Genomic DNA, 13,208 nt, shown 5'->3' on the forward strand with positions numbered 1-13,208 from the left:
CAGCTATGGTTCAGGCAATCGTCTTTCTGCCGCTGCTGGGCGCCATTCTGGCCGGCCTGATCGCGATCTTCGGGGCGCATGGGCGCAACCCGAGCGGCGATGAGGTCAAGCATCACGACCATAGCCATCACGTTCAAGGCCATGGCGATCATGCGCACGCCGCGGAGGCCCATGACGATCATGGTCACGACGATCATCACGTCTCCGAGCCACCGGCTCAGGGCTCGCGCGCGGCCGAACTGATCACGACGGGACTTCTGTTCGTTTCCGCCGCGCTGTCCTGGGTGACGCTGGTCGATGTCGGCTTCATGCACCATGACGCGCGGATCGCGCTGTTTCCCTGGATCAATTCCGGCGATCTGCAGGTGTCGTGGGCGCTGCGCGTCGACACGCTGACCGCCGTGATGCTGGTGGTGGTCAACACCGTCTCCTCGCTCGTGCACCTCTATTCCATCGGCTACATGGATGAGGATCCGCACCGGCCACGCTTCTTCGCCTATCTCTCGCTGTTCACCTTCGCGATGCTGATGCTGGTGACCGCGGACAATCTGGTCCAGCTTTTCTTCGGCTGGGAGGGCGTCGGTCTGGCGAGCTACCTCCTGATCGGATTCTGGTACCAAAAGCCATCGGCGAATGCGGCGGCGATCAAGGCCTTCGTGGTCAACCGTGTCGGCGATTTCGGCTTCGCGCTCGGCATCTTCGCCGTGTTCATGCTGCTCAACACCACCGACTTCGAAACGATCTTCGCGGGCGCGCAGGGGCTCTCGGGCAAGACTATCGATTTCTTCGGCTGGCACGCCGATGCGCTGACGCTGATCTGCCTGTTGCTGTTCATGGGCGCGATGGGCAAATCAGCCCAGTTCCTGCTGCACACCTGGCTGCCGGACGCGATGGAAGGTCCGACCCCGGTCTCGGCGCTGATTCACGCCGCGACCATGGTGACGGCGGGCGTGTTCATGGTGGCGCGGCTGTCGCCGCTGTTCGAACTCGCGCCCAACGCGCAGGCCGTCGTGATGTTCTTCGGCGCCACCACCGCGTTCTTTGCGGCGACCGTCGGCCTCGTCCAGAACGACATCAAGCGCATCGTCGCCTATTCGACCTGTTCGCAGCTCGGCTACATGTTCGTGGCGATGGGAGCGGGGGCCTATTCAGTCGGCATGTTCCATCTGTTCACCCACGCCTTCTTCAAGGCGCTGCTGTTCTTAGGGTCAGGCTCGGTGATCTACGCGATGCATCACGAGCAGGACATCCGCAACATGGGCGGGCTGAAGGACAAGATCCCCTACACCTACAGCGTGATGGTGATCGGCACGCTGGCGCTGACCGGCTTCCCGCTCACCGCCGGCTATTTCTCCAAGGACGCCATCATCGAGTCGGCCTACGTTGCGCATAATCCGTTCGCACTCTACGGCTTTGCGATGACGGTGGTCGCGGCCGGCCTGACCTCGTTCTATTCGTGGCGGCTGATCTTCAAGACATTCCACGGCGAGCCGCACGACCAGCAGCATTACGAGGCCGCTCACGAGTCGCCGATGTGGATGCTGGTCCCGATCGGCCTTCTCGCCGCCGGATCGATCCTGGCCGGCTTCCCGTTCAAGGAAGTGTTTGCGGGCCACGGCGTGGAGGAATTCTTCCGCGATTCGCTCAAGATGCACCCGCACATCATCGACGAGATGCACCACATCTCGCCCGTCATCGCCTTCCTGCCGACGGTGATGATGGTGCTGGGCTTCCTGGTGTCGTGGCTGTTCTACATCCGCCGGCCCTATCTGCCGGTCGAACTCGCCAGCCAGCACCAGATGCTCTACCACTTCCTGCTCAACAAATGGTACTTCGACGAGCTCTATGAAATCATCTTCGTTCGCCCGGCGAAGTGGCTCGGCCGCTTCCTGTGGAAGAAGGGCGACGGTTTCGTCATCGACGGCTTCGGCCCGGATGGTGTCTCGGCGCGCGTGCTTGATGTCACCCGCAATGTGGTGAAGATCCAGACCGGCTACCTCTATCACTATGCTTTTGCGATGCTGATCGGTGTCGCGGGGCTGATCACCTGGTTCTTGTTCGGCTTGGGAGGCCAGTAATGACAACCTGGCCGATTCTTTCCGTCGTCACCTTCCTGCCGGTGCTGGGCGCGCTGGTAGTCTATCTCAGCCGTGGCGACGACGAAGCCGCGCGGCGCAATGCGCGCTGGATCGCGCTGTGGACCACGCTGGTCACCTTCGCGGTGTCGCTGATCCTGGTCTGGCGCTTCGATGCCGCAAGTGCGGACTTCCAGTTCGTCGAAAAAGCGAACTGGCTCGCCAGCGGCATCAGCTATCACATGGGGGTCGACGGCATCTCGCTGCCGTTCGTGATCCTGACCACCGCGTTGATGCCGTTCTGCATCATCGCGAGCTGGAAGTCGGTCACCAATCGCGTGCGCGAATACATGATGGCGTTCCTGCTGCTGGAAACGCTGATGGTCGGCACCTTTTCGGCGCTCGACCTCGTGCTGTTCTATCTGTTCTTCGAAGGCGGCCTGATCCCGATGTTCCTGATCATCGGCGTCTGGGGCGGTCCGCGCCGGGTCTACGCGTCGTTCAAGTTCTTCCTTTATACGCTGCTCGGCTCGGTCCTGATGCTGCTCGCGATCATGGCGCTGTACTGGAATGCCGGCACCACCGACATCCCGACCCTGATGCAAACCGCGGTGCCGCGATCGTTGCAGACCTGGGCGTGGCTGGCGTTCTTTGCGTCGTTTGCGGTGAAGATGCCGATGTGGCCGGTGCACACCTGGTTGCCCGACGCGCACGTCGAGGCGCCGACGGCAGGCTCGGTGATCCTGGCCGCGATCCTCTTGAAGATGGGCGGCTACGGCTTCCTGCGCTTCTCGCTGCCGATGTTCCCGTTAGCGTCGCATGATTTCGCCTGGATCATCTTCACGCTGTCGGTGATCGCCATCGTCTACACCTCGCTGGTGGCGTTGATGCAGGAAGACATCAAGAAGCTGATCGCCTATTCGTCGGTCGCCCATATGGGCTTCGTCACCATGGGCATCTTCGCCGGCACCACGCAGGGCGTGGCCGGCGGTGTGTTCCAGATGGTGTCGCACGGCATCGTCTCCGGCGCGCTGTTCCTGTGCGTCGGCATCGTCTACGACCGCATGCACACCCGCGAGATCGCGGCCTATGGCGGCCTCGTCAATCGGATGCCGCTCTACGCGCTGGTGTTCATGGTCTTCACCATGGCCAATGTCGGGCTGCCCGGCACGAGCGGCTTCGTCGGCGAGTTCATGACGCTACTCGGCACCTTCAAGGTCTCGATCCCGACCGCAACCTTTGCGACCCTCGGCGTCATCCTGTCGGCAGGCTATGCGCTGTGGCTCTATCGCAAGGTCGTGTTCGGCGCGCTGACCAAGCCGTCGCTGGCCAGCATCAAGGACCTGACCTTGCGCGAAAGCCTGACGCTGTTCCCGCTGGTCGCGCTGACCATCCTGTTCGGTGTCTATCCGAAGCCGGTGCTCGACATGTCGGCGGCCTCGGTTCAGCAACTCGTCAACAACTACAACGCCGCCGTGACTGCCGTGAAGGCAGCCGCGCTGGTCGCGCAATAACGTAGCGTTTTCAAGCGAAGTGGAAACCGGTTCGCATGAAGAAAGCGCGTCAAGGATAAGAACGCCATGAGCTTTTCGAGTGCAGGTTATCAGTTGCTGCCGGTATTGCCGGAGCTGGTGCTCGCCGTCGGCGCTATGGCGCTGTTGATGCTGGGCGCCTATCGCGGCGAGGGGACGACGACCCGACTGGTTACCGGCTTGGCGGTGGTGCTGCTCGTTCTGACCGGAGTGCTGGAGCTGACGCTGCCGGCCGGCAAGCTCACGACCTTCGGCGGCAGCTTCATCGTCGACGACTTTGCCCGCTTCCTGAAGATCCTTGCGATCATCGGCTCGGCGGTGACGCTGATCCTGTCGACGGAGTTTCTGTCCGATCCGTCGCGGCGCATTTTCGAATATTCGATCCTGGTGCTGCTCTCCACGCTCGGCATGATGGTGCTGATCTCGGCCGCCGACCTTATCATGCTCTATCTCGGGCTCGAGCTGATGTCGCTCGCGCTCTACGTGGTCGCAGCAAGCAACCGCGACAACGCCAAGTCCACCGAGGCCGGGCTGAAGTACTTCGTGCTCGGCGCGCTGTCCTCGGGCATGCTGCTCTACGGCGCTTCGCTGATCTACGGCTTCACCGGCACAGTCGATTTTGCGGGCATTGCGGCGGCGGTGAAGACCGGCAGCGTCGGCATCGTGTTCGGCCTCGTGTTCCTGCTGGCCGGGCTCTGCTTCAAGGTATCCGCCGTGCCGTTCCATATGTGGACGCCTGACGTCTATGAGGGTGCGCCGACGCCGGTCACGGCGTTCTTTGCCTCGGCGCCGAAGGTCGCAGCCCTTGCGGTGTTCACCCGCGTGACGCTGACCGCTTTCCCGGGCATCGTGCCGCAATGGCAGCAGATACTCGTCTTCGTCGCGATTGCCTCGATGGCGCTGGGTTCGTTTGCCGCGATCGGGCAGAAGAACATCAAGCGCCTGATGGCCTATTCGTCGATCGGCCATATGGGGTTTGCGCTGGTCGGGCTTGCGTCCGGCACCGTGGAGGGCGCGCAGGGCGTGCTGGTCTACATCGCGATCTACGTCGCGATGACGCTCGGCTCCTTCGCCGTCATCTTGACCATGAAGCGCAACGGGCAGGCGGTCGAGCAGATCAGCGATTTCGCAGGGCTGTCGCGCACCAATCCGATGCTGGCGTTCTTCTTTGCGATGCTGCTGTTCTCGCTGGCCGGCATTCCGCCGCTCGCGGGCTTCTTTGCCAAATGGTACGTGTTCGTGGCCGCGATCAAGGCGGGCCTGTTCACGCTCGCCGTCATCGGCGTGCTGACCAGCGTGGTGGGCGCGTTCTACTATCTCACCATCATCAAGCTGATGTATTTCGACGAGCCGGCCGGCGAGGTCGAACCGATGCGCATCGAATTGCGCACGGTGCTGGCCGTTGCCGGTATCTTCAACATCTTCTTCTTCGTCTATCCGGGGCCGCTGGTCAGCGTCGCCACGGCGGCGGCGAAGTCGCTGTTTTAGCGTGCATGATCCCAGAAAGCGGGCCCCGGGTTTCGGAGAAGATCATGCGCAGAAATAGGAAATGACGTTCTCGCTCGGTCCCAAAGCCACATCGGCGGGCTACCGTCTCGCCGCCTTCGACCAGATCGGTTCGACCAACTCCGAAGCCATGGCGCGTGCCCGTAACGGCGAAGTTGGGCCGATGTGGTTCGTGACAACGGAGCAGACGGCCGGCCGGGGCCGCCGGCAGCGCGCCTGGAGCGCGCCGCGTGGCAACCTCGCCAGCAGCATTCTGGAAGTCATGGATGTGTCGCCGGCCGTGGCGGCGACGCTGGGCTTTGCCGCCGGGCTGTCGCTGGAACGCGCGCTGCAGAAACTCAGCATCGAAGCCAATATGCGCCGGGCCGGCGCGGATCCCCTGAAATTCACCTTGAAATGGCCGAACGACGTGCTGGCGGAGCGGCAGAAGCTCGCCGGCATCCTGCTGGAGGCCGAAGCTGTGGCGGGCAACCGTCTCGCCGTGGTGGTCGGCATCGGCACCAATGTCATCGCCGCGCCCGAGGGCACGCCGACGCCGGCGATCTCGCTTGCCGCGCTCGGCGTCCATGTCGGCGCGGAGGAGCTTTTCACGGCGCTGTCGGACGCCTGGGTTGAGTTTCGCGGAATCTGGGACAACGGCCGCGGCTTTACCGACATTCGGAAAGCCTGGCTGGAGCGTGCCTTCGGCCTTGGCGAGCGGGTCGCAATCAACACGGGGACTGCGACCGTCGAAGGCACATTCGACACCATCGACGAGAGCGGCTGCCTGATCGTTCGCAACGCCGACGGCAAGCGCGCGGCCGTCACGGCGGGCGAAGTCTATTTCGGCGCGGCAGCGTCGGTGGGAGCTGCCTGATGGCGCGGCCGGATGAACTGACGTTTGCGCCGCTTGGCGGTGTCGGCGAGATCGGCATGAACCTGTCGATTTACGGGCTCGGCAACCGCCACCAGCGGTCCTGGCTCGCGGTCGATCTCGGCGTCTCCTTCGGCGACGAGGAGCATCTGCCGGGCATCGACCTGATCATGCCCGATATCCGCTTCCTGGAGAAAGAGCGCAACAACCTGATGGGCCTGGTGCTGACGCACGCCCATGAGGACCATTTCGGAGCCATCATAGACCTCTGGCCGAAGCTGCAATGCAAGGTCTATGCGACCAAGTTCAGCGCTGCGCTGTTCGAGGCCAAATGCGCCGCCGAGCGCAACCCGCCGAAAATCCCGGTGACGGTGGTGCCGTCGGGCGGCCGCATCGAGCTTGGGCCGTTTACCGTCGAGTTCATTCCGGTCGCGCATTCGATTCCGGAATCGCATGCGCTGGCGATCCACACTTCCGTCGGCACCGTCCTCCATACAGGCGACTGGAAGATCGATCCGACGCCGATCATCGGGCTGCCGACCGACGAGCGCCGCCTGCGCGAGCTTGGCGATGAGGGCGTGCTGGCGCTGGTCGGCGATTCCACCAATGCGGTAAGGGACGGGCGCTCGCCCTCGGAAACCGAGGTCGCAGCTACCATCAAGAAGCTGGTCGGCGCCGCCAAGGGCCGGGTCGCCGTCACCACCTTTGCTTCCAACGTCGCGCGCGTGAAAGCCGTGGCGGATGCCGCCAAGGCCGCCGATCGCGAGGTGGTCGTGGTCGGCCGCGCCATGGAGCGCGTGGTGCAGGTCGCCCGCGAGACCGGCTATCTCGATGGCGTGCAGAATTTTCGCGGCGCCGATTATTACGGCCATTTCCCGCCGGAGAAGGTGCTGGCGCTCTGCACTGGCAGCCAGGGCGAGCCGCGCGCCGCGCTGGCGCGCATCGCCAACAACGACCATCCGCAGGTGACGCTGAACAAGGGCGACAGCGTGATCTTTTCCTCGCGCACCATCCCCGGCAACGAGAAGGCGGTCGGCTCCATCATTAACGGGCTGATAGTCCAGGGCATCGAGGTCATCACCGACCGGAACGATCTCGTCCACGTCTCCGGCCATCCGCGCCGCGACGAGCTGCGCGACATGATCTCATGGGTGCGCCCGCAGATACTGATTCCCGTCCATGGCGAGGCGCTGCATCTATCGGAGCATGCCAAGCTGGCCCGCGCGGCGGGCGTGCCGAAGGTATTGACCTGCCGTAACGGTGATCTGGTCAAGCTCGGGCCCGGCGATCCCGGCATCATCGACGAATTGCCGGCCGGGCGGCTCTACAAGGATGGCGCGATCCTGGAGGACTCCAAATCCCGCGCTGTGGTCGAACGGCGTCGGATGGGCTTTGCCGGCTGCGCCTTCGTGGCGATTGCCATGACCGACAAGGGCGAGTTGGCCGACGATCCCGAGGTTGATCTCGTCGGCATCCCCGAGAAGAATACCGCCGGCGAGATAATCGACGAGATCGTGTTCGACCTGGTGGTCTCGACTGTTGAAGGCCTGCCGCGGGCGCGGCGCCGCGACGCGGACGCCACGGCGGAATCGGTGCGGCGCGCTGTGCGTGCGGTCATTGCCGAGAATTGGGGTAAGAAGCCGATTTGCCTCGTTCACGTTCTAACGGTTTGAGGTAAAAGACCTTTCGGGCGGACACTGGTCCTCGCCGGGAGCGCTAGAGGCAGGGAGTGGAGTAATCATGCTGGGCCGGCTCAATCACGTCGCGATCGCAGTCAAGGACGCGGAAAAAGCCGCCAAGATCTACGGCAGCGCGTTCGGCGCAGAAATTTCCGGCGCGGTGCCGCTGCCGGAGCATGGCGTCATCACCGTGTTCGTGACGCTGCCCAACACCAAGATCGAGTTCATCCAGCCGCTTGGCGAGGCCTCGCCGATCGCCAAATTCGTCGAGCGCAATGCCGACGGCGGCATTCACCACATCTGCTATGACGTGCCCGACATCATCGCCGCGCGCGATACCTTGATTGCGCAGGGCGCGCGCGTGCTCGGCGACGGCGAGCCCAAGATCGGCGCGCACGGCAAGCCGGTGCTGTTTTTCCATCCGAAGGACTTTTCCGGCGCGCTCGTCGAAATCGAACAGGCCTGAGCCCCAATGGCATACAACATCTCCACCGCGCTCGCGATCTACTTCGTGCTGTGGTGGGTCGTGCTGTTCACGACGCTGCCGTTCGGCGTCCGCAGCCAGCACGAGGACGGCGAGGGCGCGCCCGGTACCGACCCCGGCGCGCCGGTGATGGCGCGGATGGGCTGGAAGCTGATGTGGACCACGATCGTTTCGGGCGTGATCTTCGGCATCGGGATGTGGGCGTATCACCAGGGCTATCTGAATATCGAACGGCTGTCGAAGCTGATGGGACTGCCGTTCTAGGGAATGAGCATCATGGTGCGGAGGGTCGTTCCAATCATGTTGCTGCTTGCATCGGTCGGCGGTCCGGCGGCTGGCAAACTAGGCAGATCAGCATGAAGTGGCTCGGTGTCGTTGGCGTGCTCATTGTCGTCGCTCTGGCCGCTATCGTGTGGTACGACATGGTTTACCCAGGCGTGACGGTACGATATCGCCTGACGCTCGAAGCACAGGTAGATGGTGAGCTGAAGACCGCATCCGGCGTACGCGAGGTGACCTACACCAAGCAGCCGCAGCTAGCCGCCCAACACGAACTCTCCATCGGAGTCAGGGGCGAAGCGATTGCGCTCGACCTCGGGTCTCGAGGTACGCTGTTCGCACTCCTCAAGGAAGGCCGAGACGAGCGGTCGGGGCCGGAATGGATCGTGCTTCGGGCTTTCGGTTTTAGCGGCGGCAGCCTTCCTAGTCCGGTCGAAGAGGGGGTTAAGCAGGTCTCGCGCCTCTCAGGCAAGCGCGAGTTGCCGCTCGATAGTCTTCCCAGGCTCGTCCGATTTCGTGACATCAACGATCCGAAGACAGTCGAGGGAGTCCATCCGTTCAACATCGCGGAACGTTTCGGCGCAGGTACAAGACTGGTTCGCGCCACCTTAGAGATTGTCTCTCCAAGTGAGCCGATAACAATAGGAATTGACCAGAAGCTCAAATGGCTTCCAAAATATTATGATCGTATGCTTGACGGTGAGCGAACTGAAACGATCTCGTCTCCGCTGCGATTAGCAAACTCCCTTAGTTCCGGTGCGTTCAAGACAGGATATTGACCGCCCAGTTGGTGAGCCTGTGAATGGTGTCGGAAGCATCGCGGATCATCGATCTCTATCAGCGCAAGGCATCGGACTGGATCGAGAGCCGCGCCCGAACCGGCCTGTTTGAAAAGCCCTGGCTTGACTATTTTCTGGCGCTGCTGCCGCCCGCCAGCCCGGTCCTCGATCTCGGCTGCGGCTCCGCCGAGCCGATGGCCGCATATCTGATCGGGCGTGGTTACCACGTCACGGGCGTGGATTCTTCCCCGGCCATGATCGACGCCTGCCGGAAGTGTTTCCCGAAGCAGGAATGGATCGTTGCCGATATGCGCAAGCTTGCCTTGCAGCGGCGGTTTTCCGGCATCCTTGCGTGGGACAGTTTCTTTCACCTCTGCCACGACGATCAGCGCCGGATGTTTCCGTTGTTTCGCGCGCATGCTGCGCCTGACGCAGCCTTGATGTTCACAAGCGGGCCTGCGCATGGCGAGGCGATCGGAAGTTTCGGAGGTGAGCCACTGTATCATGCGAGCCTCGACCCGGCCGAATACCGTTCATTGCTCGACCGGAACGGGTTTCGTGTGGTCTCGCATATCGTCGAAGACCCCGATTGCGACGGCCATACCGTCTGGCTCGCGCAGCTCATTTGAGACGTTGGGCCAAGTCGGGACGGGAGAGACGCTGGCCGCCGGCCGTACCTTGTGGCTATGATCCGGTCAAGAAAAGGCCGGATCAAATTTTCTGAAACGGGAGTGAACCGTAGCTCCCGCGCCGGCATGGGGGAGACCGGCATGAGTTCACAGCGTCGATCATTGGCTGATCCACGGCAGGGCGACTATCGAATTCTCCATGAAGCCGACCTGCGGGACTACCTCGCAGGGCTTCCCGCGATCGCGGCCCGCCTCGGCGGCGATCCGGCTGCCTGGTTGATCAGCGAAGTCGGCGACGGCAACCTCAATCTCGTGTTCATCGTCAAAGGGGCAGCCGGCGGCGTCGCCGTCAAGCAGGCGCTGCCTTATGTGCGACTGGTCGGCGAGAGCTGGCCGCTGCCGCTGTCGCGCTCGCATTACGAATATCTGGCGCTGACGCATCAAGCCCGGCTGGCGCCCAGCTTGGTACCGGCGGTGCTGCACCACAACGAGGCGCTCGCGCTTGTCGTGATGGAGCTGCTCGAGCCGCACATCATCATGCGCAAGGGGTTGGTCGCCGGCTCCACCTATCCGCGCTTCGTCGCGGACGTCACGACGTTCCTGGCCCGGACGCTCTTCCTGTCCTCCGACCTCGCCGTATCAGCCGCCGAGAAGAAGGAGGGGATCGCCGCGTTCGCCGGCAACCATGCGCTCTGCAAGATCACCGAGGACCTGATCTTCACCGATCCCTACCGCGTGGCCGAGCAGAACCGCTGGACCCAGCCCTGGCTCGATGCGTCCGCCGCGGCCTTCCGCGAAGACCTCGACCTCCACATCGCGATCTCGCGGCTGAAGCTGAAATTCCTGAGCGCGCCGGAAGCCCTGATCCACGGCGACCTCCACACCGGATCGATCATGGTGACGGAAAGCGAGACCAAGGTGATCGACCCCGAGTTCGCCTTCTATGGGCCGATGGGCTTCGATATCGGCGCCGTGATCGCCAATCTGCTGATGGCTATCTCGCGTCCGCCGGTCACGAGCGTTCGCCTGGCGAACGCCGCGCGTTCGAGGCTTGGGTGCTGGAGACGGTCGAGGGTGTCTGGACAGAGTTCGCCGACAAGTTCCTGGAGCTGTGGCGAACGCAAGCTGCAGGCGATGCCTATCCGCGGACGCTGTTCGAAGGCGAGGCCGGCGCTAAGCGTCTGGATGCCGAGCGGCAGGCCTATATGGCGCGGCTGCTTGAGGATACCGTCGGATTCGCGGCGGCAAAAATCATTCGCCGTATTCTGGGGCTTGCGCACAACATCGATTTCGAATTGATCGAAGACCCGAAGCGGCGGGCGGTGTGCGAGGCGCGGAGCCTGCGGCTGGCGCGGGCGATGATGGTGGAGGCGGGCTCGTTTCCGACGATCGGCACTGTGACGAAAGCGGCGCGCGACGTGCGCGATTGGTGGCCGGATTTTGCCTAATTGCTTCAGATCACCTGAAGGGAAAGGGCTCCTCGAATACAGTGCAGCGCGCTGCCCCCCGTCCGGGACACGGACTAGCAAAGGTACTATTCGGCAGTCCGCTCACCCGATCGGTTCCCGAATTAACCGCCAAAGCGGACATCAAGGTTAAATAACAAGCTTACCCAAGGGATTTGGTTGCTCACCTCAACCGGAGAGCTAACCGTCTAGGCCGTATTTCGAGAGACTTTTTGTGTCTGCTCAGATTTTCATTTAGGGAGCGCTGCCATGGCACGTTCAACGAAACCGCCGATTTTAGATACGATCGATCTCGAGCGCGAGATCGAAGAAGAGTTTCGCAAACTGCCGTCAGTTCGCGAATCCCAGCCGACCGACTACGCGCCGCCTTCGGTACGCGCTCCAGAGTTGGGGATGCCGGATTATGTGGAGCATAGCGACGGCGCCACGGAGATCGGCAAGTTGTCCGCGGAAGCTGTTGTCCGCGAATATGAAGCCGCCGCGAAGGACATCGAGGCCCTTGGTGTTGAGCTCATCGAGCAGGCCAGGCAGTGCGAGGCAATGACCCGCGAAGCGCTCGCAGTTACCGAAGAACTGAAGGAAACCGCGGCGCGCTACCGCGCGGAAGCCAAACGCGTCTTCCTTCAAATTGAAAGCTGCTCGTTGTTGACGGCGGAGGTGCGCAAGATCTGCGAGGAAATGAAGGATAAGATCGCAGCTCCGGCCCTGGTCGAAACGAAAGCCGGGGCGTAAGGCCCGAGCCATCCCAGGTCCCGACGATGGTGCTAGCGCGCCTAGAGCCTTTCGGTTCTGATTGAATCAGAACCGGGCTCTGGATTCTTGTTTTGACGCGTTTTCTTGACGCGAACCGGTGTCCACTTCGCTGGAAAACGCTCTAGCTAGCCTCGTCACAGGGGCCGGCGGCTGAATGTCGTCGAAACGATTAATCAGCCGCGCTAATAGCTCCATGCGCATTCTACCGCCTAATCGGATGGCTCGGCGCTGCCTATAACAAGCACACGAACCAACGTCGGGTCTGACAGCCTGCGTGTTGAAGCCAGTGGTGCGCCGCACCTATCGGGAAATTCGCGCTCATCGCTCCGCCCAGCCGCGCCTGCGCCACGCGGAACACAGGCGAGCGATAGAAACCCATGAATGGAGTTCGACGTGAAATTTCTCCGCACCACAATCGCATTGGTGTTCTTGATGGCATCGTCATTCGCACAAGCTCAGCAACCCAATGTCACGGGCAGGAGGCTGTCACCGGAAGACGTGCGGCGGGTTGCTCCGGCGCTTGAGAAGTACACGCAGGAGCGCCTCTACGGCGAGGTCTGGAAACGGCCTGGTTTCAGCGCGCGCGATCGAAGCATTGTCACGGTCGCCGCTCTCATCGCCCGCGAGCTGACCCTGCCGATGCCTTATTATTTCAATCAGGCGCTCGATAATGGCGTCAAGCCAGGCGAGCTTTCCGAGATCATTACCCATCTGGCCTTTTATTCAGGCTGGGCGAACGCCTTCGCGGCGGTAGGGCCCGCCAGAGACGTCTTTGCCCAGCGCGGAATCGGACCTGATCAGCTCCCTCCCGTGTCGCCTCAGCTCTTGCCGCTGAACGAAGCCGCGGAAGCCGACCGCGCTTCACGGGTCGGGCAGCAGTTCGGCGCTACCTCTCCGGGACTCGTTCAACATACCACCGATGTGCTGTTCGGCGACCTCTGGCTACGCCCGGACCTCGCGCCACGTGATCGGAGCCTCGTGACCGTGAGCGCGCTGATCGCGTCGGGCCAGGTCGCGCAGGTGCCATACCATCTCAATCGGGCGATGGATAATGGCCTGACGCGAGAGCAGGCTTCCGAAGCGATCATGCATCTCGCTTATTACGCAGGTTGGCCCAACGCCTTCTCGGCGCTGGCGGTCGCGAAAGATGTCTTCGAGAAACGTCCCCGCTGA

General features: G+C 62.5%; 11 protein-coding genes and 1 pseudogene. All 12 read left to right on the forward strand.

What is annotated here, in order from left to right; all coding sequences use genetic code 11:
- Positions 1–5: 5 nt before the first annotated feature.
- The 12 genes and pseudogenes from nuoL (at position 6) to V1277_RS29920 (ending at position 13,208) form a co-directional block, all read left to right on the forward strand.
- A complete protein-coding gene (gene nuoL, locus V1277_RS29865) occupies positions 6–2,078 on the forward strand; it encodes an NADH-quinone oxidoreductase subunit L (protein ID WP_334419345.1) in 2,073 nt (690 codons plus the stop codon).
- Positions 2,078–3,589: an NADH-quinone oxidoreductase subunit M gene (locus V1277_RS29870; RefSeq protein ID WP_334419346.1), complete on the forward strand. Its 1,512-nt coding sequence runs from the start codon at positions 2,078–2,080 to the stop codon at positions 3,587–3,589. The genes nuoL and V1277_RS29870 overlap by 1 nt, the downstream gene beginning before the upstream one ends.
- A 66-nt stretch (positions 3,590–3,655) precedes the next feature.
- On the forward strand, positions 3,656–5,095 hold the full coding sequence (nuoN, locus tag V1277_RS29875) for an NADH-quinone oxidoreductase subunit NuoN (protein WP_334419347.1): 1,440 nt from the start codon (positions 3,656–3,658) through the stop codon (positions 5,093–5,095).
- A 61-nt stretch (positions 5,096–5,156) separates the two neighbouring features.
- Positions 5,157–5,969 carry a biotin--[acetyl-CoA-carboxylase] ligase gene (locus tag V1277_RS29880; protein ID WP_334419348.1) on the forward strand — a complete coding sequence of 271 codons (813 nt, stop codon included), beginning with the start codon at positions 5,157–5,159 and terminating at the stop codon, positions 5,967–5,969.
- Positions 5,969–7,639 (forward strand): ribonuclease J, encoded by a 1,671-nt coding sequence (locus tag V1277_RS29885; protein WP_334419349.1) that lies wholly within the window; start codon positions 5,969–5,971, stop codon positions 7,637–7,639. Before V1277_RS29880 ends, V1277_RS29885 begins: the two co-directional genes overlap by 1 nt.
- A 67-nt stretch (positions 7,640–7,706) precedes the next feature.
- Positions 7,707–8,111 (forward strand): methylmalonyl-CoA epimerase, encoded by a 405-nt coding sequence (gene mce / locus V1277_RS29890; protein WP_334362976.1) that lies wholly within the window; start codon positions 7,707–7,709, stop codon positions 8,109–8,111.
- Between the two features lie 6 nt (positions 8,112–8,117).
- Complete coding sequence (locus V1277_RS29895) at positions 8,118–8,393, forward strand: DUF1467 family protein (protein WP_334419350.1); 276 nt, start codon at positions 8,118–8,120, stop codon at positions 8,391–8,393.
- Between the two features lie 92 nt (positions 8,394–8,485).
- Entirely contained in the window at positions 8,486–9,187 is a 702-nt protein-coding gene (locus tag V1277_RS29900) for a hypothetical protein (protein WP_334419351.1), read from the forward strand.
- Between the two features lie 23 nt (positions 9,188–9,210).
- Positions 9,211–9,816, forward strand: coding sequence for a class I SAM-dependent methyltransferase (locus tag V1277_RS29905; protein WP_334419352.1), 606 nt, complete (start codon positions 9,211–9,213; stop codon positions 9,814–9,816).
- 141 nt (positions 9,817–9,957) lie between these two features.
- Positions 9,958–11,264: pseudogene (mtnK, locus tag V1277_RS29910) on the forward strand (S-methyl-5-thioribose kinase).
- A 267-nt stretch (positions 11,265–11,531) separates the two neighbouring features.
- Positions 11,532–12,014: a hypothetical protein gene (locus V1277_RS29915; RefSeq protein ID WP_334410607.1), complete on the forward strand. Its 483-nt coding sequence runs from the start codon at positions 11,532–11,534 to the stop codon at positions 12,012–12,014.
- A gap of 402 nt (positions 12,015–12,416) precedes the next feature.
- Positions 12,417–13,208 (forward strand): carboxymuconolactone decarboxylase family protein, encoded by a 792-nt coding sequence (locus V1277_RS29920; RefSeq protein ID WP_334419353.1) that lies wholly within the window; start codon positions 12,417–12,419, stop codon positions 13,206–13,208.

It is taken from the genome of Bradyrhizobium sp. AZCC 1588 (assembly GCF_036924735.1).
Taxonomy (GTDB): Bacteria; Pseudomonadota; Alphaproteobacteria; order Rhizobiales; family Xanthobacteraceae; genus Bradyrhizobium.